This window comes from Rudaea sp., from assembly GCF_057139185.1.
Map to the genome: position 1 here is coordinate 20,721 of NZ_DBNHDN010000046.1, position 21,153 is coordinate 41,873.

Genomic DNA, 21,153 nt, shown 5'->3' on the forward strand with positions numbered 1-21,153 from the left:
ATGGAGATCGGACAACCATGCAAATCGCGCTTAAGCAGTTCGCTGACGTCTGAGCCAGCGCAGCACGACCGTCATGGCTGCAGATCACCGCCCGCTCGCCATCTTCCTCATGGGCCCGACCGCCTCGGGCAAGACCGCGCTCGCCCTGCGTCTGGCGCAGCGTTTCGACGTGGAACTGGTCAGCGTCGATTCGGCGCTGGTTTATCGTGGCATGGACATCGGCGCGGCGAAGCCGGACGCGGATACCTTGGCACGCTGCCCGCATCGGCTGATCGACATACGCGATCCGGCGCAGACCTATTCGGCGGCCGAGTTCCGCGTCGATGCGCTGCGCGAGATGGCGGCAATCACTGCCGCGGGAAAGACGCCGCTGCTGGTCGGTGGCACCGGCCTGTATTTCCGTGCGCTGCAGTACGGGCTGTCGGACCTTCCCGAAGCCGACGCCGCTTTGCGCGAGCGGTTTGCGCGGGAGGCGAGGGATCTGGGCTGGCCGGCCCTGCACGCGCGCCTGGCCGCGCTCGATCCGCCGGCCGCGACACGCATCCGTTCGGGCGACACGCAGCGCATCCAGCGCGCGCTCGAGGTCATCGAGTTGACCGGCAAGCCTCTCTCCCGGCAGCAGGGCGGATTGCGTGAGCGTTTCGCGTATCGGGTGCTCAAGCTCGTGCTGATGCCCGAGGATCGCGCGGTTCTGCACGCACGCATCGCCGAGCGCCTCGATGCGATGTTCGCGCAGGGGTTTCTCGACGAGGTACGCCGCTTGCGCGCGCGTGGCGGCCCCGGATCGAGTCCGTGGCAGGCGCTGCACCCCGATCTCGCCTCGATGCGTGCGGTCGGCTATCGTCAGGTCTGGCAGCATCTCGACGGCGCATACGATCTGGCCGAATGCCGCGAACGCGCGATCCACGCCACGCGTCAGCTCGCCAAGCGCCAGATCACCTGGTTCCGCTCCGATCGCGACGCGGTTGCGATCGATCCGTTCGATCCCGGACATGCTGTGCGGGCGGAGCGGCTCGCCGCCGATTTCCTGCGCTCGTAGGGCGCGCTATTTGCCCGTCATTCCGGGCCGGCGAAGCGGAATCCGGCACCCAGTTGTTGGTTCTCCGGCACGAGAGCAAGAACGGGTTGGCCAGCCCTTCTGCCGTTGAAAGCCCGTCCTCGCGGGAACGCCTCCAGGGGCACGCTGTTCGGAAAATCTCCGCGGACTTGTTAATTTGTTGAAAAGGTATAGAATTTCACCATCTTGAGCCGAAGCGCTGCGACCATATTTTCCTTGGGTCGCCGCTTTTTGTCGGTTCGTACAAGTTGGTAAGAAAGCAAGGAGAAGAAGAATGTCCAAGGGTCAGTCGTTGCAGGATCCGTTCCTGAATGCGTTGCGCCGCGAGCGCGTTCCGGTGTCGATCTATCTGGTCAATGGCATCAAGCTGCAGGGGACGGTCGAGTCATTCGACCAGTTCGTCGTGCTGCTGCGCAATACCGTCAGCCAGATGGTCTACAAGCACGCCATTTCGACGATCGTGCCGAGCCGCAACGTGCGCATCGGCGGCGATCAGGCGCATGGCGGGACCGAGACGGACGCTGCGGAAGGATAAATCCTCCTGTTCGAACGTTCGCGCAAAGGTGAACGCGCGCTGCTGCTGCAGCCGCGCTGGGTGGGAGATCCCGCCGCTTCCCGCAATGTCGATGAGGCCGACGAGTTCGGCGAACTCGCGCGTTCGGCCGGCGCAACCGTGGTCGGCAGTCTCGGCGCGCGCATCGACAAGCCGAATCCGAAGTTCTTCGTCGGCACCGGCAAGGCCGAGGAGCTGAAAGCACAGCGAGCCGCGCTGGACGCCGATCTGATCCTGGTCAATCACGCGCTCTCGCCCGTACAGGAGCGCAATCTGGAAAGGTATGCCGAGTGCCGCGTCGTCGACCGCACCGGCCTCATCCTCGACATCTTCGCCCAGCGTGCGCGCTCGCACGAGGGCAAACTGCAGGTCGAGCTCGCCCAGCTCAAGCACATGTCGACACGACTGGTGCGCGGCTGGACCCACCTGGAGCGCCAGCGCGGCGGTGCGATCGGCCTGCGCGGTCCCGGCGAAACCCAGCTCGAACTCGACCGCCGCCTGCTCGCCGCGCGCATGAAGCAGCTCGAACAGCGTCTGGAAAAGGTCGAGATCCAGCGCAACACGGCCAAGCGCGCACGCCAGCGCAATTCGGTGCCGACGGCGGCGCTGGTCGGCTATACGAACGCCGGCAAGTCGACACTGTTCAACACGATCACCGGCGCCGGCGTCTACGCGGCCGACCAGTTGTTCGCGACGCTGGACCCTACGCTGCGCCGCATTGACGGTCTCGCCTGCGGGCCGGTGCTGCTCGCCGATACGGTCGGGTTCATCCGCGATCTGCCGCACGATCTCGTCGCCGCGTTCAAATCCACTCTGTCGGAGACGCGCGAGGCGGACATCTTGCTGCACGTGGTCGATGCGGCCGATCCCGAGCGCGACCGCTGCATCGAGGAAGTGCAGCGCGTGCTCGAGGAAATCGGTGCACAGGACGTGCCGCAGATTTTCGTCTACAACAAGATTGATTTGCTGGCCACCGCCGATGACGGCGAAGATCAAGGCGCATCCGATCCCGTCCGCACGTCCCAACAGAAGCAGACTGCTCCGCGCCTCGATCGCCTCGATGGCGGGCGGACCGCGCGCGCCTGGGTGTCCGCGGTCACCGGTGCGGGCATCGATCTGCTGCGCGACGCGTTGACGACGGCGCTGCAGCACGATCGCGTGCACGGCTGGCTTGCGTTGCCGGACCATGCCGGACGCCTGCGTGCGCGCTTGATCGCGGCGGGCTTCGTCCGCGCGGAGCGCCCGGCCGAGTGCGGTTGGGAAGTCCGGATCGATGCGCCGCGCGCGTTGATCGAGCCGTTGTTCGGCTTGCCGGACGGCGAAGGCGAGTGGCTGCGCGCGCAGATCGCATCGGGTATCGACGACGATACGGCACCGCCGGCCCATGGCGAAGACCCCCGGCGGAAAGCCGGCGGCGAGTTGTGGCTGCCGCACTGAATCGCCGCCAACGTTTGACCTTTGACTTTTGACCCGTACAATTCCAAGGCAACCGCTGGTTGAATTCCGGTTGCCTATCGGAGACCAAGATGGCCTGGAACGAACCTGGCAGCGGCAACCGCGATCCCTGGAAACGCAAGAACGACTCGAACGAATTCGAGGCATTCCTGCGCAAGCTGCGCGAAGGCCTGGGCGGCCTGTTCGGCGGCGGCAACGGCGGTAGCGGCGGCGCCTCGTCTTCGCCGCCGTTCGGCGGCATCCTGCTCGGCATCGTCGCGCTGATGATGGTCTGGGCCGTGTTCGACAGCTGGGTTTCGATCGACGCGCAGCGCGTCGGTGTCGTCCTGCGTTTCGGCAAGTTCGATCGCATCATGCGCAGCGGCCTCAACCTCAAGTGGCCTGCGCCGATCGAGCGTGTGATCAAGGTCGAGACGATCAGCCGGCAGACCGCCGACGAAGTGCGCATGCTCACGAAGGACGAGAACATCGTCCAGATCAACTTTACCGTGCAGTATCAAGTCGTCGACGCGCAGAAATACCTGTTTTCGGCGACCGCGGTCGACGACACGCTCAAGCAGGCCGCGGAAAGCGCGGTGCGTCAGGTGATCGGCTCCAGCGACATGGACCAGATCCTGTCCAGCCACGGCGCCGACATCGTCGGTGAGACGAAAAAGGTGCTGCAGGGCACGCTGGACGGTTATGCAGTCGGACTCAACGTCAACGAGATCAATTTCCAGAACTTCGCTCCGCCGCACGAGGTCAAGGAAGCCTTCGACGACGTCAACAACGCGAGCAACAACCAGAAGCAGGCGATCAACGATGCGCAGGCCTATGCGGCGAAGGTCGTGCCGATCGCGCGCGGTGACGCGGCGAGGATTCTCGCCGAGGCCGAGGGCTACAAGAGCGCGCAGATCGCGAAGGCGACCGGCGATGCACAGCGCTTCAGTCTGATCGAGGCGCAGTACCGCGCCGCACCCGAGGTGACGCGCAAGCGCCTGTACCTCGAGACGATGCAACAGGTGCTCGGACACAGCCAGAAGGTGGTCGATTCGGGCAACGGCAAGAACATCCTCTATCTGCCGCTGGACAAGATGAAGGCTGATGCGGCGGCCGCCGCCGCTGCTGCGACGGGAGCCGCGCAATGAAACTGATCACTCCAGTCCTGGCTCTGCTCCTCGTCGTGCTCGCGGTCAACTCCGCATTCGTCGTCAAGGAAGGCGAGAGCGCGCTCGTCACCCAGTTCGGTCGCATCCAGGGTGATGGCGGCAACGCCAGCCCCGACTATGCGCCTGGTCTGCATTTCAAGATTCCGCTGATCCAGGACGTGGTGCGCTTCGACCGGCGCATGCTCAATCTCGAAGCCAAGCCGGAACGCTACTTCGACTCGGGCAAGAATCCGGTCAATGTCGACTTCTACGTGAAGTGGCAGATCGAGAACCCGGCGCTGTACTACCGCTCGTTCGGCGCGGACTCGTTCCAGAGCCAGGCGAACAGCCGGCTGACCCCGATCATCAAGGATCCTCTGCGTTTCGAGTTCAACTCGCACACCTTGTCCGACCTGATTGCGAGCGCGCGTTCGGACATCACCGAGCGCGTGCGCGACCAGGCGAACAAGGCGGCCGTGGGTCTCGGCATCCACGTCGTCGACGTGCGCATCAAGCGCATCGAGTTCCCCGACGAAGTGCTGGCCTCGGTGTACAAGCGCATGAGTTCCGAGCGCGCGCGCCTTGCCAACGACCTGCGTTCGACTGGCTCCGAACAGGCGGCGAAGATCACCGCCGACGCCGATCGCCAGGTGCAGATCATCAAAGCCGAGGCCGAGCGCGATGCGCAGGTCAAGCGCGGTGAAGGCGACGCCAAGGCGACCGAGGTCTACGCGGCGGCCTATGGCAGGAATCCCGACTTCTACGCGCTGTATCGTTCGCTCGACGCCTACCGCAGTGCGTTCGGCAGCGGCGACGTGATCGTGCTCGATCCGAAGTCGGAGTTCATGAAGTACTTCGGCGAAAGCAAGGGCGAAGGCGGCAAATAGCACATGCCGGCGCCCGCCGGCATTCCATCTTTCTTTGCTCTTCGCGCAGGGCGAAACGGGCAAGATGTAGAGCGAGAACGAACCATGGGCAAGTCAGTCGTAATCCTCGGCGCGCAGTGGGGCGACGAAGGCAAGGGCAAGATCGTCGATCTGCTGACCGAGCGCGTCGGCGCGGTCGCGCGTTTCCAGGGCGGCCACAACGCCGGCCACACGCTCGTGATCAAGGGCAAGAAGACCGTGCTGCACCTGATCCCGTCAGGCATCCTGCGCGAAGGAACGTTGTGCCTGATCGGCAACGGCGTCGTGCTCTCGCCTGCGGCGCTGAAGACCGAGATCGACGAGCTCGAGGCGAACGGCGTCGAGGTGCGCTCGCGCCTGAAGATCAGCCCGGCGACGCCGCTGATCATGCCCTACCACATCGCCGTCGACCAGGCGCGCGAAAAGGCCGCGGGCAAGTCGGCGATCGGCACGACCGGGCGCGGCATCGGCCCGGCCTACGAGGACAAGGTCGCGCGCCGCAGCGTACGCGTCGCCGATCTGATGTATCCGTCGGAGCTGCCGGAAAAGCTGCGCAGCGCGGTCGACTACCACAATTTCATTTTGACCCAGTGGCTCAAGGCCGACGCGGTCGACTACCAGAAGGTACTCGATGACGCGCTCGCGTTCGGCGAATACTTGAAGCCGATGATCGACGACGTCGCCACGCTGCTCTACGACGCGCGCCGCCGCGGCGAGCACATCATGTACGAAGGCGCGCAGGGCGCGCTGCTCGACATCGACCACGGCACCTATCCCTACGTCACCTCGTCGAACACGACGATCGGCGGTGCGCTCGCCGGCACCGGCGTCGGCGCCTGCGACATCGACTACGTGCTCGGCATCTGCAAGGCTTACGCGACGCGCGTCGGCGGTGGCCCGTTCCCGACCGAACTCCACGACGAGATGGGCGAGCGCCTGCGCCGCGTCGGCAACGAGTTCGGCGCGAGCACCGGGCGTCCGCGCCGCTGCGGCTGGATCGACCTCGTCGCCTTGAAGCGCGCCACGCAGATCAACGCGATCAACGGCCTCGCGATCACCAAGCTCGACGTGCTCGACGGCCTGCCCAGCGTCAAGGTCTGCATCGCCTACGAATACCGCGGCAAGCGCCGCGAACTCGCGCCGCTCGACGCCGACGGCTGGGAGGAGTGCAAGCCCGTCTACCTCGAATTCCCCGGCTGGGACGAACCGACCGGCGGCGTGCGCGACTGGAACAAGCTGCCGGCCGCCGCGCGCGCCTACCTGCGTGCGGTCGAGGAACTGTCGGGCTGCCATCTCGCCCTCGTTGCCACGGGAGCGGACCGCGAAGACACGATCGTGCTGCGCGATCCGTTCGCCTAGGGCCGTCGAACCTGCGGCGAATGCAGGGGCTGGCCGGATTTCTCGCCGCCGACGCGAGTGGATCGGGACGGGTCAGGGCCGGACCCGCGCGCGCCGCTGCGGTCGCCGCTTGCGTGCTGCGGCGAGCATCAGACCAATCGCGAGCGCCGCGAGCGCCCAAGCCGCGAGTGCTGGTGCCGGTACCGCGATGCCGCTCGGTGCGGCGAGCACCGTGATGGCGAGGGCGGCACTCGTGCTCGCCGCGTTGTTTGCATCGCCCGCATAGCTCGCAATGAGGCTGTGCGCACCGACCGCGAGCGCGGAGGTGACGAACGTCGCGCGGCCGCTGGCATCGAGTGCGGCGCCGCCGATCGTTGCGCCGTTGTCGGTGAAGGTGACGTTGCCGGTTGCCGCGGCGGGCAGGGCTTGTGCGCTGCCGGTCGTCGACGTGGGCGCATTGGCGGCAACGCTTGCCGTCAACGTCAGCGCTTGCCCCGCGGTCACCGGATTCGGTGAAGCGGTCAGGGCGGTGGTCGTCGGCGTGATCACGGCGGCGGCAGCCAGGATCGTGAACGCGCTGCTGTCGCTAGAGGCAAGAAATTGGCTGGAGCCGGCGAAGTTCGCGCGCAGCGTGACCTGGCCGATTTGCGTGCTGGGCAGCGCGATCGCGCAGCTTGCCACGCCGTTCGCATCGGTGCTGCCCACGCACGATTGCGTGCCGAGCGTGAACGTCACGCTCTGGCCGGACAGCCGCACCAGCGGGTTGGCCGACAGGTCGATCAACACGGCCTTGACCGCTATGCTCTGCCCCGCCGTGCCGCCAAGCAGACTCGGATTGAGCGAGAGCGAGGTCACATGCGACCCGTTGGCCCAAGCCACTTTGGCGACGTTGGAGACCAACGTCGTCCCCCCGCTGATGGCGATTGACGCAGCAACACGGTCGTCGCCCGCATGGACTCCGTTGAAGGCGAATGTCGCAACGCCGTACTGGTCGGCGCGCACCATTCGAGCTTGCGAGTTGGCGCCGCTGACCTGGAAGTAGACCGGCGTGCCGGCAGTCACGGTTGCGTTCTGCAACCGCGTGGTGAAGGTCTGTGTCGTGCCCTGTGCGGGATTCGGCGACACTGTCGACGGGCTCAGTGTCAGCAGTGCCGGATTGAGTTTCAACGGGCAACTGCCGTCGGCATTGGTGATTTTGTACACCGTGGTGACCATGCCGGCATACAGGCAGCCGTCCGGGCCGAGCAGATCGACCGTGGCGAAAGCGTTGTTCACCAGCATCGCCTTCGCGCTGATCGGCGTGGTCGTGGCATCGTAGATCTTGATGCCGGCCGGCAGACCGCCGGCGATCGCCTGCGTGCCGGCGACCAATGTCGCCGCATCGCCGTTCGTTCCGGTGCCGAGCGCAACGATGTCGAGCGCAGGTGAGACCACGCCGTTGAGTTGGGTGCGCAGGCCGGGGGTGGTCGCGGCGGTGCCGGCGATCTTCGACAAGCCTGTGCCGAGGTAATCGATCGCGTACAGCGTGCCGCCGGGCGCAAAGGCGAGCCCGCCATTGGTGCCGGAAGTCGTCGCGTACACGGTTGTCGCCGGCGTTGCGCTGCCCGGACTGGCGATGCGCCAGATCGACGGATTGTCCGAACCGCCACCGCCGCAGGAATCGTCGACGAACAGATCGCCACTTGCCGGATCGGTCGTGAGGAAACTCGCGCAGGTGATCGAAGAAGCGACTGTGCGCACCAGCGCACCATTGGCCGGATTGACCTCAAGGACCGCGCCGGTGAGGAAGTTGCCGGTCGTCGCGATCTGCGCGGCGTAGAACTTGCCGTCCTTGCCGAAGGTGAGGCCCGCCAGCAGCGGCCCGAGCGGGGTCGAGGTGAGCAGGGTGCCCGCGCCGGCGACGCCGCCGCCGGGCGGGAATTTGAAGATGTTGCCGTTCGACGCATCGGAAACGAACAGGTTGCCGCCGGCGTCGAAGGCGAGGCCGTTCGCGCCGCGGCACTGCGAATAGAGGCCGCCCGCGGCGACGTTGCGCGGCAGGAAGCCGGTCGCGTACGGCGTCATCGCATAGCCGGGCGCCGCGCTGATGTTCGGATCGCCGAAGTTGCTGCCGCCGCAGTTGTCGCCGCCGCCGGCGTTGAACGTGACCAGCGCCGAGCCCGGCACCGGCAAATCGCCGTCGGATACGTCGGTCGCGGTGTAGGTCACTGTTTCCTGCACCGTGTCGGTCACGATGAACACGATCTTCCCGCTCGCGTCGGTCACGCTCGGGCTCGGCGCGCTGATGACGGAGTGGCCCGTCTGTGCGAGCGCGACGAATTTGCCCGGTGTCGGACGTCCCAGCGCGTCCTGCAGCGTGACGGTGATCGAGTCGGTGCTGACGCCGTCGGCCGCGGCGGTCGCGGTAAGGGCGACGATCGAACTGCTCGCCGCCGGATTGACGAAGAAATCGAATTTGGCGGTCTGGGTCAACGCGACGCCGTCGGTCTGGTCGCGCGCGGTCAGCACGAGCGGCTCGGCGGTCAGGTCGGTGACTTTGAAGACCGCCTTGCCCGATATGTCGGTGACGGCGCTCGCTGGCGTGATCGTGGCATGTGCGCCGGCATTGGCGGTCAGCGTGACCGTCTTGCCGGGCGCGAAATTCCCCATCGCATCGGCGAGCGTGACCACGACGTAGCCGCTGGTCGCGCCGTCGTCGAACAGCAGGAGTCCGTCCGCTGTGGCCGGAAACGTGGCGAGGTTGTCGTAGCCATAGGCAAAGACGGTCGACACGGCCGCATCGACCGCGCCGGTGGTTTGCGCGGTGAGTTTCTGGTGCAGCAGTCCGAGCCGGGGCGAACCCAGGCCGACATGGGCGAAGTCACTGCCCATCGAGGCCGCATCGTGGAACGCGCCGCTCGCGGCGAGAGGATAGATTTGCGGATTGAGCGCGCCGAGATTGCTGCCCTGGGTCTGGTTGAGCAGGGCCGTGAATGCGGCCCAAGTCGGTGCGGAGAAGCTCGTGCCGCCGTTGAGCGCGCCGGTGGGGCAGCCGCCTTCGTTCGCGTTGCAGATCACGATGCCGTGCGCGGGATCGGCGTTCGAGGCGACGTCGGGAATCGAGCGCATTGCCGAACCGGTGAAGCCGTTCTGCCAGGCCGGCCGCGCGAAGAATCGACTGACGCCGAATCCGCCCTGGCCGCTGGGCGGCGTGTCGGCACTGCCGTTCCACCAGGTTTCGCTGCCGTAGGTATGTCCCGGCCCTTGCGTGAGCGAGGTGCCGCCGACCGCGGTCGCATGCGGCGAATCGGCCGGCACGCCGATCGTGTTCGCCGCGCCGTCCAGACAGGTGCTGCCCGTGTCGCCGGCGCCGTTGAAGACGCTGATGCCGGCCGCAGCCGCGGTTTGCAGAACGCTGTCGATGCTGGTCACGTCGGCGAGCGTGGTCTGGTCCTCGCAATAGGCCCAACTGTTGCTGATGATCGTTACGTGATCGGTGATCATGCGGTTGAACAGCGCCTGGAAACTTGCGCCGCCCGCGAACGGTGCGTCGTAGACGCGGATCGCCGCGCCGGGGGCCAGCGTGAGCACGGTGTCGATGTCGAGCAGCACTTCGTCCTGGCTGGCGGCCGGCGCGCCCGCGCCGCCGTTGACGTGGATCGGGCTGACGTCGTTGATCTTGGCGTCCGGCAGGCCGATAAGCGCGATGTAGTCGGCGATATCGCTGGAATTGTAGGAGTCGAACTCGACCAGGCCTATGGTCTGGCCCGTACCGTTGGCATCCTGCCAGGCGGGCGGCGGCGGATCGCTGCCATTGAGCATGTCGTAGGGACTTTTGCCCTCGAGATTCTTGAAGCACTTGATGAACTCGGCGTAATAGTTGTAAGTGCTGCCGGCGCCGGCGCCGGCTTTGAATGCTTCCCCGGCCGCCACCGCCCAGAGCGAACACACGGCGGTACCGAAAACCAGGCGAATCATGCGTTGCGGCTGCGGCGCGTGCGGCACACCGAGGTTCGACAGCCCCGCGATCGCCTGCACGTGCACCGCGATGCCGGGCGGCAGGGCAGGGTCGGTGTTGTTGGCGTAGAAGCTGTGCTCACCGACGGCGTAGTCGTCGATCGTCACGGCGAAGGATTTCGCCGCGCTGGCGCGCGTGCCGCGCACGGCCAGCGTCATCCGGTTCGTCGAACCTTCGACCAACTCGAAGCCCTGCGACTTCAGCCAAGCCAGCGTGTCGTCGTAGGCGGACTGTGTCGGGCCGAATCGTTCCGCGATCTGCGCCGGGGTGAGGAATTTGCGGAAGATCGGCGACGCCGGGTCGTAGACATCGCGCAGGTATTGCTGGAAGCCGGCTTCGTCGTCGCGGTTGAGCACGATGGTCAGAGTGATGCTCTGCGCGTCGGTTGCGTCCGAACCGGTCAGCCATTTTGTCCAGCTTTGCGGTTGGCGCGTGGCGTGCGCGAGCGCCGGCAGCACATGGCCGCTCAGGCGCATCGTCGCGTCGGTCTGCGCGGGCGCCGGCCCCGCGTAGGTCGTCGCGCTCAGGAAGACTGGCAGCGCAATCGCCGCAACCAGAATCGCACGTCGTGCCGCCGCGCGCGCCACATTCAACCAGGCCGTCGTTCGCATGGAATCGCCCCTTCGCAAAGTTGCTTCGCCCATCCGCACACGCGAACCACCTCGCGCGCGGTCCTTGACCAGTAGTGGGCGAATTGCGAAATCCATCACGCAGCGATGCCGAGCTTTGCTAAGGTATCCACCTGGGCGGCATGGGGGCGTCGTGAGCGCGCGCTGGGCAGCAGTATCGGTTCGGATTCGGGTGGCGGCGATGTTCGCCGCCATATGCATCGCCGCGTTCGCGCGCGCGACGCCGGATGGCCCCGCCGAGGTTCTGAGGCCCGGGCAAGCGTACAGCGCGCAATTGAACGCCGGGCAGCATCGCGACTACGTCGTGCAGTTGCCTTCCGGGCAGGCCGCGGAAGTGAGCTTGCGTCAGACTGGCCTGCACACGATCGCACTGCGCTTCGCCGGCGGGTCCACCCGTCCCTCGTTCCAGGTGGACGCGGGCAAGCAGGCCGTGCAGCGCGTGATGCTGTTACCCGCCGACGCTGCCGCGATGCGTTTGTCGGTGACGGCGAAACTGGGTGGCGCTTTCGAAATCGCGCTGGGTCCGGCGCATGCGGCGACCGACGCGGACCGTCGTCGCGCGGCCGCGCAGATGCTGCTGGCGACGGCCAACGACCTGCGCAGGTCGGCGGGCAGTTTCGAGGCGGGAAACATCGACCGGACCGCGGCGGCGCACGCGGCGCAAGCCTATCGCGACGCGTTGGCGGCGTGGCAGTCCGTCGGGGATTCCTGCGAAGTGCGGCGGACCTTGTCCGGCCACGCGCGGCTGCTGTTTGCGCTGGGCGACTACGCCCAGGCGCAGGCGGCCGCGCGTGCAGCATTGGATGCCGCTTGCGAGCGCAACGGCGATGCGTCCGTATCGGCCTACCAGGCAGAAGCAGAACGCACGCTCGGCGCCAGCCTGGCGTATCAGGGCGACCGGCTCGGCGCGATCGCCGCGCAGCAGCGTGCGTTGTCGCTGTACCGCAAGACCGGCGACGAGCGCTTCCAGGGCGTCGTGCTCGGCAATATCGTTGTCGACTACTCGGAAACCGGGCAGAAGGGCAAGGCGTTCGATGCCGCGGCGGAAGCGCTGAAACTCGCACTGGCGACTGGCGATGAGCCCGGGGTCGCCTTCTGCCGCGAGCGCCTCGCAGCGGTGCTGATGGGAAGGGGCGAATACAGCCGCGCGCTCGAGGTGTTCGCGCAAGTATTCGAGGACCTGCGGCGGACGCCGTATCCGATGGTCGAGAACATGGCCTGGAGCGACCTCGGCAACCTCTACCGCGAATCGGGCGAAGCCGACGAGGCGTTGTCCGCCTACAAGAGGTCCGAAGCCGCCGCCGTGGCGAACAAGGAGCCGCCGGCGGTGGCCGAGGCGCTCGCGAACCAGGGCGACGCCGAGCTCGCCGCCGGCCGCGTCGATGCCGCCGCGAAGCTGTACGGGCAAGCCTTGCAACTCGGCAGCGCCGGCGGTTTCGCGCGCGAACGCGCACACAGCCTGCGCGGCCTCGGCCTTGTCGCGCTAGAACGCGCGGACTGGAACCAGGCGCAAACCCGCTTCGCCGCGGCGCGTGAGGTGGCCGCCGCGCAAGGCGCACAGGACGAGATCATCGAGATCGAACTCGCCCAGGGGGATCTCGAAAGCCGCCAGCGCCGATTCGTGGCGGCGCAGGCACACTATGCGCGCGCGCTCAACCTCGCGCGACAGACGCGCGCGCTGAGCAAGCAGCCGGCGGCCTTGGCGGCGCTGGCCAGAACCGCGCAGCAGACGGGAGACCTCGGTAGTGCCGGGCGACTCATCGAACAGGCGCTGGATCTGGTTGAATCCGAGCGCGCCCGACTCAGCAACCTGCATCTGCGCACCAGCTATTTCTCGTCGATGCGCGCCTACTACCAGTTGTACATCGACATCCTGATGCAGCTGCATCGGCGTGAGCCGCATGCCGGCCATGCGTCCGCTGCGCTGCTGGTCGCGGAACGCGCCCGCGCGCGGTCGCTGCAGGACCAATTGACCGAACGCGGCATCGACATCCACAAGGGGGTCGATCCCGCGTTGCTCGCGCGTGAGCGCGATGCCGAGGACGACGTGCACGCCGCCGCCTATGAACTCGAACGCGTGTCCGCCGCCGCGGGCGATGAGCGCCGTGAACTGCTGCAGAAAGCGCTCGACGCGGCGAATGTCCGTCTCGACACCGCGCGTGCGCGCGTGCGCGAATCGAGTCCGCGCTACGCGGACCTGATGCGCCCGCTGCGCCTCGATCTCGACGATGTGCGCCGACAACTGCTCGACGACGATGTCAGCGTGCTCGAATACTGGCTCGGCGACGAGCGCAGCTATGTCTGGTCGATCACCCGCGCTGGCGTCGATGCACAGGTGCTGCCGGCGCGTGCGGCGATCGAGCAGCCGGTGGCGGCGTTGCGCGCGGCGTTGCTCGCGCGCGGGTCGCACCCGGCGTCGGTGCCGATGGAACGCCTGGCCGAGGAGGATGCGTCGGCGGACGCCACAGTCGCGGCGCAGGCACGCGCGCTGCAGGAACGCATCCTGCCCGCGGCGACGCGCGCCCGCCTGCGAGCGCAGATCGTGGTGGTTGCCGACGGCGACCTGCAACTGCTGCCATTCGCCCTGCTGCCGTTCGCGCAAGGTCCATCGGCGCGAACGGCGCCCGGATCGACTTTCGTGTACCTGCCTTCGCTGGCGACGTTGCGTGGACTGCGCGCGCTGCCACGTCCCACGGCAGCGACAGACGCGCTGGCGATCTTCGCCGATCCGGTTTTCCGCAGCGATGACGCGCGCCTGCATGGTCACGCGGGCGGCGCTCTGCCTGAGGCTGGCACGATGCTGTCGCGGGCGATGACCGAAGCCGGCATCGCCAGGCTGACGCGCTTGCCCAATACGCGGCGCGAGGCGCAAGGCATAGCCGCGCTGGCGCCGCAGGGCAGCCTGTGGCTGGCGCTCGACTTTGCCGCGAACCGCGGCGCGGCCGTTGCGGCGCGATGGGATAGATTTTCACTTGTACACTTTGCCACACACGCGCTGCTCAACCTGCGCCACCCGGAAATGTCCGGCATCGTGCTTTCGCTGTACGACGCCGATGGCAATGCGCAGGATGGTTTCCTGCGCGCGAACGACATCTACAACCTGCGCATGCCGGCCGACCTCGTCGTGCTCAGCGTCTGCGATTCGGGTGTCGGCAGGATGCAGGGCTCCGAAGGCGCGTACAGCCTGGCGCGCGCGTTTTTCTATGCCGGCACGCGGCGCGTCGTTGCCAGCCTGTGGCCGGTCGACGATCGCGCCAGCGCCGTACTCATGGAGAAGTTCTATCGCGAGCTGCTGCGCAAGCATGCCTCGCCGCAAAACGCGCTGAGCACCGCGCAGGCGGAAATGCGCCACGATCCGCGCTGGGCGTCGCCGTACTACTGGGCTGGCTTCGTCGTGCACGGAGACTGGCGATGAGCGCCGACGCCGCGGCCGACACCGGCGAAGTCGCCCGCCGCCGCCTGCATGGACTGATCGAGCGCCTGCGCGCCGACGCTGCCGGTTTCGACTACGAGCAGCTGCGCCGTCGACTCGTCCTGTTTTTCCGCCAGAGTGAACCGGTCGATGCCGAATCGTTGGCCGACGGTGCGCTCGACCGGCTTGCGCGTCGTCTCGACGAAGGCACCGTCATCGACAACGCGGCGCTCTACGCATTCGGCATTGCCAAGCTGATGCTGTTCGAGGCGCGCGAGCGGCGTACTCGGCACGAGGCCGTGCGCCAGGAAGCGATCGCCGCGGTCGAGGACGAAGTCGATGAGGTCGAATCAACCGACCCGCTCCTGCTCGCCGCGTTGCGTGCCTGCCTGCGCGAGTTCGGTGCGCGCGGAACGGAGCTGATGCTCGCCTACTATCGCGACGACGATGCGCGACGCATCGCCACGCGACGCGATCTCGCCGCCCGGCTCGGCGTGTCGATGAATGCCCTGCGCAACCGCGCATTGCGCCTGCGCGAAGCGCTCGAGGCCTGCGTGCGCCGGCGTACGCAGGGCGTGGCGCCGGATCGGCGTCGTGATGGAACCGGGCGAACCGACACTCTCGATCATGACAACAACCCGAAACCACGATGACTGGCCGCGATGACTGAGATGGGCGATCCGGAAATCCGCGACTGGCTGCTGTGCCGACTCGATGTCCGGCACAGCGCCGAGCTTGAACGACAGTTGTTCGTCGATGTCGACCTGGCGAACCGCATCGATGCCATCGAGTGCGATCTGATCGACGATTGTGCGTGCGGACGCCTGCCGACGGCCGATGCACGCCTCGTGCGCGCGCGCGACGCCTGGCGTGTGCGCTTCGCCAGGGCTCTCATCGACGCGCAACGCATCGCGCCGATGCCGGTCCCGGCGCCGAAGACGTGTGCACCCGGGTTGCGTCGCGCGGGGTTCGCGGCCGCAATCGCGGCATCGCTGCTGCTCGCCGTCGTCGGCGTTCGCTGGTGGACACTCGTGCCGGCGCCTGCGGAGCAAGCGGCGAACACGGCTTCCTTGCCGGTAGTGACGCTGCTCGCCGGACAACAACGCGGCGTGTCGGATCCGATTGCGTTGCCCGCGCATGCCGGCGACGTGCGGGTTCAGGCGCAGATCGGCGACGGTGCGGCAACGTCATCGTCGCGTTACGTGCTCAGCGTCGCCAATGGCGAACGCATCCTGTTCGCGGCTCGTGGCCTTCGGCTGCGCGCGGCGGGCCCGTATCGCTTTGTCGAAGCGGTCGTGCCGGCGGCGGATCTCGGTCCCGATACGCGTCGCGTCGTCGTGGCGGAACAAGGCGCAGAGGATTTTCCGGTGTCGTCCTGGGACGTGCAGATGCCCATGTCGCGGTGATCCGGTTCCGCCCCGGGCGAGGCGGGCGTGGTTCGACGGCGGACGACGACGTCGCGTCGCGGCAAGCACAGGCGAGCGCGTCGTCGGCATACCCGTACCACCGGCGCTACTCGGTACCTTCTGCCGGAATCTGGAACAGCGCCGACAGGGCGATGCTGCCGTGCTGGGCCGGGTCCTGCGGCGCGATGCTGCCCGGTATGCCCGGGTCGAGGCTCGACGCGGTGTCGTCGGGCGGGAACAGTACCAGCGTCTGCAGGAACTCGATCAGCATGTGTTGGCTGTCGTCGTCGAGCGCAGCGAAGGCGTCGCGCGCGGGTTGCGCCTCGCCGCCGTGGCGCAGGATCACCTCCTCGAGATTCGTGCTGCGGCCGTCGTGACCGTAGGGCGACTTGGTGCCGACTCCCCACAGCGGTGTGGTCATGAACTCGGTGTGCAGACTGCCGTCGTAGTTGCGTTCGTGGAACAGCGGCCCGAGATCGTGGCGCTTGAAGTCGGTGAACAGGTTGTCGACGACGAACGATTGGCGTTTGGGCAAGAGTTTCGGATACGCAGCGCCATCGGCGACGACTCGGAACATCGTGGTCACACTCGAATAGAGATGGTTGAGGATGCCGCGCGCCGGGTCGTATTTTGTGTCGACGTCGGCGACGCGGCGATCGTGTTCGATCCTGAAGCGTGCGACATGGCAGGCTGTGCAGCCGATGCCGTCGAGAAGCGCGCGTCCTTGCACTGCGCGTTCGGTCTGCTTGCCGATCGCGGGGCTGAAGTAGTTCAGAAGATAGAACTCCATGTAATCGAGCAGCGCCGGATCGATCTCGTTGGCGACGCCGTCCTTGTCCGCATCGTCGCTGCTCGAGCAGGTCGGCGCAGCCTTGATCGTGTCGAGCTTCGGATCGAGCACGAGGCCGGCCGGCGTGGTGACCGCGGCGGGATTGGCCGCATCGTTCGCGGCGCACAGCAACGGATCTGCAGCCTGCAAGCCCATCTCGTCGTTGAACGCACCGACCGCGAACGCGCGCAGCGAGAACTCGCGACCGTCGTGGAAGAACGGGCGCACGCGCAAGTCGGCATTGACGCCCTGCACCTGCGAGGTATCCCAGCCGCCGTCCGCCAGCGACTTGATCCAGCCGAACGACACGCCCTTGCTGGTCAGCGGCAGCGTGATCGACATACCGGTGATAGTGGTGACGAGTCCGCACACGTCGCGGATCGTGCGCAGTTCGTTCGTCATTTCATCGGCGATCATTTCGCGCAAACCGATGCCGAAAAGATGCGGTGCATTGCGGCTGTCGGGCCGCGTCGCCACGTCGCCGCCGAATCCGGCCGCACCGCGCGGACGGCCGTGGCAGGCCGCGCAACTGTCGGTCAGGCCGGCGCCGAGCGCGGGGTGCGCCATGATGTCGCCGTGCGAAAGCGAATCCACGCGCGGCCCCTGGCCCTGTTCGAACGTGAACTTGCGCTGGAACAACTGGCGCCCGCGACGGATCGCCCGCGCGGGATCGCGCGCGATCAGGTAAAGCGAACTGCCCGGCGTGAATTCGTCGCCGCGACCCGCGCCGATCTGCTGCTGCAGCGACTTGCCGATCGCACCGCCGGGAACGCCCGGCCGGGTCTGGGTAGCGTCGGTGAGCTGCGCATATGCCGACGGCATGGCAGTGGCGATGATCGTCGCCACGAATACCCCGACCACGGCTCGGGCCAAGCTTCGGTCATCTCGTATCGATACTGCGTCCATCGTGGAATGCTCCCGTTGCAAATGCTGATGTAGACTGCCCCGGCCGGACGTAAGGGGCGAAACGGCGAGGGAAACGTAGCGGTGGGTTGCCGCTACTTCACCGTTACGCAAATGGGTCCTGGGAGCCATCATTCGCATGCGCGCCGACAGCGTGACCGACCTCCTCGCCGCGTGGCGCGCCGGAGACGAAGCCGCGCCGCGCGCGCTCGCCGATCTGGTCTATGCCGACCTGCGCGCGATGGCGTCGCGGCGGCTTGCCGGCGGCGGCGCGCCGCTGCAAACCACCGAACTCGCCCATGAAGCGTTCCTGCGCCTGTTGCAGAGGCCGCTCGATGCGGTCGATCGCGTGCATTTCTTCCGCACGGTTGCGCTTGCCCTGCGCCAGGCCTTGATCGATGCGCTGCGCCGCGATCACGCGGAGAAACGCGGCAGCGGGCTCGCCACGATCAGCCTCGCCGCCGCTGCCGGCATCGCCGTGGCCGGGCCGGAAGCATGGTTCGGCGTCGAACGCGCGCTGGCCGAACTCGAAGCGCTCGATGCGCGCAAATGCCGCGTCGTCGAAATGTCGTTGCTGCTTGGCTTGCCGCAGGAGGAGATCGCGCAGACGCTCGACGTTTCCGTGCCCACGGTGGAGCGCGACCTGCGTTTCGCGCGCGCCTGGCTGCGCGAGCGGCTGCAATGAAAACTTCGTGATGGGCGCGAGCCCGGTTCTGCGTTTCTAGGGTTCGACAACGCTTCGAGGCTTGCTTGGACAGTTCACGATTCTCGCGCATCGAAACGCTGTTCCATGCCGCGCTGGAACGGCAGGCGCACGAGCGGCGCGATTTCCTGACCACGCAGGAGCCCGACGCGCAGATCGTCGCCGAAGTCGAGCGGCTGCTCGCGCGGCATGCGCAGGACACGGGCTTTCTCGATGTCGCGCTCGATGCGGTGACCGGCATGCCTGCACCGATGCAGACGCAGATCGGCGCCTATCGCATCCTCGGCGAACTCGGCGCGGGCGGGATGGGCACCGTGCTGCTGGCCGAACGCCTGCTCGGCGACACCCCGCAGAAGGTCGCGCTCAAGCTGATCCGCGGCATTCCGACCGCCGCCTCGCGCGAACGCCTTGCGCGCGAGCGCGCGCTGCTGGCCGAACTCAATCATCCGAACATCGCGCGTCTGCTCGACGCGGGCGAAACGCCCGATCGCACGCCGTATCTGGCGATGGAATACGTCAACGGCGCGCCGCTGCTGTCCTGGTGCGAAACCGCCGCATTGGACATTCCCGCGCGCCTGCAACTGTTCGTGCAGATCTGCCGCGCCGTGCAGCATGCGCATCAGCATCTGATCGTGCATCGCGACATCAAGCCGGCGAACGTTCTCGTGCGCGAAGACGGTACACCCGTGCTGCTCGACTTCGGCATCGGCAAACTGCTCGATGCGGACAGTGGCGATGCGACCGCGACGCAGGCGTACACGCCCGCCTACGCAGCACCCGAGCAGCGTAACGGCGGCAGCGTGACCACCGCGACGGATATCTGGGGTCTCGGTTGCGTTCTGCATGAGCTCATCAGCGGGCGGGCGTTGCGCGAGGTGCGTGTCGACGATCGGGTAGCGCAGCCGAGTGCGGCGGCGGTCGATGCCGCGCGCATGCGCGTGCTGCGCGGCGATCTGGACAACATCGCGATGAAGGCGCTGGCCGCCGAACCCGGACGCCGCTACGCCTCGGCCGATGCGCTCGCCGACGACGTCGCAAGCTATCTCCGCGGCCGCCCGGTCGCCGCGCACGCGCCGACGCGCTGGTACCGGGCGGGCAAATTCATCCGCCGGCACCGCGGCGGCGTGACCGCGACGGCCCTGCTCACGCTCGCCGTGTTCGCCGCACTGGCCGTCGCGATGTGGCAGGCGAATCTCGCGCGGCAGCAGGCAGCGCGCGCGAACGCGGTGCGCGACTTTCTGGTCTCCATCTTCGAATCGGCCGGCGCCGATCTGCCGCTCGACAAACGCCCGACGACGCAGGACATCGTCGATCAGGCGACGCGGCAATTGACCGATCGCGGCGATCTTTCCGACGCCCTGCGCGTCGACCTGCTGCTGACCCTGGCGAAAGTCGCGCACAGCGTCGGCGCGAATGCGCGCAGCCTGAGCCTGCTCGACGTCGCCGCGCCCGAGGTCGAGCGTTTGTACGGCTCCGGCGATGCGCCGTGGTGGAACGCGAAGATCCTGCGTGCGGTCGCTCTCGGCGACACGGAACGCAACGCCGACGCCGTGGCCGTGCTCGATCCGCTGCGCGGCCAATTGCTCGCGCGCAACGACGGCATCGGCGTCGATGGCCTTGTCGCGCTCGGTCTCGCCTTGAACCACGCCGGCAAGGAAGCCGACGGTCTCGCCCTGCTGCATCGCGCGCGCGAACTCGCATCGGTCGACGCGGCGAAACATCCCGCCAGGTTGCTCGACACGGCAATCCGCGAGACCGGCGGCTTGATCGACGCCCATCGCTTTCGCGACGGCATCGATGCGGCCGACGCGGCGCTCGGGCTGTGGCAGAAACTCGGTGCGAAGCCGAGCCAGAGCATCATCGAGTTGTACCAGTCGATCGCGATCGGTGCGGAGGCCATCGGCGACATGCCACGCGCGGAAACCGCATACAAGGACGCGATCGCCTATGCCGACCGGTTCTTCGACAAGCCCAATGCGGCGAGCGCATGGAACGTCGGCATGTACGGGACTTTCCTGATCGCGCAGGGGCGCTTCGCCGAAGCCGAACCCTACGCGCGCCGCGGACTCGACATGCGTCGCGCGGTATTCGGCAACGAAGACTCGCGCACGCTCTACGGCATTGCCGGCATGGGCAAGCTCTATCTCGGCGAGCGCAAGTTCGAGGAAGCCGCGCACTGGTTCGGGCAGGGCGTGGACACCTGCCGCAAGGCAAAAATCGACGACAACGTCTGCCCGCGTCTGCTCGCGTTCCGTGCGCGCGCCTGGAGTCGTCTGTCGCGCTTCGACGACGCCGAGCGCGATCTGCGCGAGGCGCTTGAGTTGCAGAAGAAGCGCACTGGCGACCAGAGCCCGGCCTATGCATTCATCCTCGACATCCTCGTCGTTGCGCAGGTACAGGGCGGAAAATACGAAGCTGCCATCGCGTCAGCAGACCAGGTGCTCGCGATCAACCGGCAGGTCAAAGGAGGCATGCTGCAGTCCGAGCTGTACACGCGCTACTGGCGCGCAGCCGCGCTGTTCGCGCTCAAGCGCATCGAAGCGGCGTCGAGCGAAATTCTCGAGATCGAGCCGAGGTACGCCGCGATTGCGCCGAAGGGCGTCTCGCGCTTCGACATGCTGGTGCTGAAGGCGCGCGTGCTCGCCGCCGCGGGACGGCCCGGCGAGGCCGCCGCAGCGGCGCAGGCGGCGATCGACTACGATGCGGCGAGCGACGCGAAGCATCCCGACCGGATCGCGGAGATGCACCGCATCGCCGCAGCGGGGCGCGCCGCGATGCCAGCGTCATCACATCGATGAGAGGCAGCGCGCGAGCCGTCGCGCAGAGACGAAGCCGCCGT

The 21,153-nt window shown here is 67.2% G+C and carries 13 protein-coding genes; 11 read left to right on the forward strand and 2 right to left on the reverse strand.

Annotated elements, in window-relative coordinates; all coding sequences use genetic code 11:
* Positions 1 to 73 precede the first annotated feature (73 nt).
* From miaA to AC16HO_RS16485, 6 genes are all read left to right on the forward strand, one after another.
* Positions 74 to 1,039, forward strand: a complete 966-nt coding sequence (miaA, locus tag AC16HO_RS16460) for a tRNA (adenosine(37)-N6)-dimethylallyltransferase MiaA (protein ID WP_395641917.1) — start codon at positions 74 to 76, stop codon at positions 1,037 to 1,039.
* A 292-nt stretch (positions 1,040 to 1,331) separates the two neighbouring features.
* Complete coding sequence (gene hfq, locus AC16HO_RS16465; RefSeq protein ID WP_395641918.1) at positions 1,332 to 1,592, forward strand: RNA chaperone Hfq; 261 nt, start codon at positions 1,332 to 1,334, stop codon at positions 1,590 to 1,592.
* Between the two features lie 6 nt (positions 1,593 to 1,598).
* Complete coding sequence (hflX, locus tag AC16HO_RS16470) at positions 1,599 to 3,047, forward strand: ribosome rescue GTPase HflX (protein WP_395642164.1); 1,449 nt, start codon at positions 1,599 to 1,601, stop codon at positions 3,045 to 3,047.
* Between the two features lie 89 nt (positions 3,048 to 3,136).
* Positions 3,137 to 4,192 carry an FtsH protease activity modulator HflK gene (gene hflK / locus AC16HO_RS16475; RefSeq protein WP_395641919.1) on the forward strand — a complete coding sequence of 352 codons (1,056 nt, stop codon included), beginning with the start codon at positions 3,137 to 3,139 and terminating at the stop codon, positions 4,190 to 4,192.
* Positions 4,189 to 5,079, forward strand: a complete 891-nt coding sequence (gene hflC / locus AC16HO_RS16480) for a protease modulator HflC (RefSeq protein WP_395641920.1) — start codon at positions 4,189 to 4,191, stop codon at positions 5,077 to 5,079. Before hflK ends, hflC begins: the two co-directional genes overlap by 4 nt.
* 84 nt (positions 5,080 to 5,163) lie before the next feature.
* On the forward strand, positions 5,164 to 6,456 hold the full coding sequence (locus AC16HO_RS16485; RefSeq protein ID WP_395641921.1) for an adenylosuccinate synthase: 1,293 nt from the start codon (positions 5,164 to 5,166) through the stop codon (positions 6,454 to 6,456).
* A 72-nt stretch (positions 6,457 to 6,528) separates the two neighbouring features.
* Here the strand turns inward: AC16HO_RS16485 and AC16HO_RS16490 are convergent, their stop codons facing one another.
* Complete coding sequence (locus AC16HO_RS16490) at positions 6,529 to 11,043, reverse strand: protease pro-enzyme activation domain-containing protein (protein WP_395641922.1); 4,515 nt, start codon at positions 11,041 to 11,043, stop codon at positions 6,529 to 6,531.
* A gap of 199 nt (positions 11,044 to 11,242) precedes the next feature.
* Between AC16HO_RS16490 and AC16HO_RS16495 the strand changes: the two genes are divergently transcribed.
* From AC16HO_RS16495 to AC16HO_RS16505, 3 genes are read left to right on the forward strand one after another with little or no spacing between them, the layout of a single operon-like run.
* Entirely contained in the window at positions 11,243 to 14,476 is a 3,234-nt protein-coding gene (locus AC16HO_RS16495; RefSeq protein ID WP_395641923.1) for a CHAT domain-containing tetratricopeptide repeat protein, read from the forward strand.
* Positions 14,473 to 15,126: a hypothetical protein gene (locus AC16HO_RS16500; protein ID WP_395641924.1), complete on the forward strand. Its 654-nt coding sequence runs from the start codon at positions 14,473 to 14,475 to the stop codon at positions 15,124 to 15,126. The genes AC16HO_RS16495 and AC16HO_RS16500 overlap by 4 nt, the downstream gene beginning before the upstream one ends.
* A 9-nt stretch (positions 15,127 to 15,135) precedes the next feature.
* Positions 15,136 to 15,879, forward strand: coding sequence for a hypothetical protein (locus AC16HO_RS16505; protein ID WP_395641925.1), 744 nt, complete (start codon positions 15,136 to 15,138; stop codon positions 15,877 to 15,879).
* 106 nt (positions 15,880 to 15,985) lie between these two features.
* Here the strand turns inward: AC16HO_RS16505 and AC16HO_RS16510 are convergent, their stop codons facing one another.
* Positions 15,986 to 17,569, reverse strand: coding sequence for a di-heme oxidoredictase family protein (locus AC16HO_RS16510; protein ID WP_484335592.1), 1,584 nt, complete (start codon positions 17,567 to 17,569; stop codon positions 15,986 to 15,988).
* A gap of 181 nt (positions 17,570 to 17,750) precedes the next feature.
* Here AC16HO_RS16510 and AC16HO_RS16515 point away from each other — a divergent pair, with 181 nt between their 5' ends.
* Entirely contained in the window at positions 17,751 to 18,296 is a 546-nt protein-coding gene (locus tag AC16HO_RS16515; RefSeq protein ID WP_395641927.1) for an ECF-type sigma factor, read from the forward strand.
* Between the two features lie 65 nt (positions 18,297 to 18,361).
* Positions 18,362 to 21,112: a protein kinase domain-containing protein gene (locus tag AC16HO_RS16520; protein ID WP_395641928.1), complete on the forward strand. Its 2,751-nt coding sequence runs from the start codon at positions 18,362 to 18,364 to the stop codon at positions 21,110 to 21,112.
* The last annotated feature ends 41 nt before the right edge of the window (positions 21,113 to 21,153 follow it).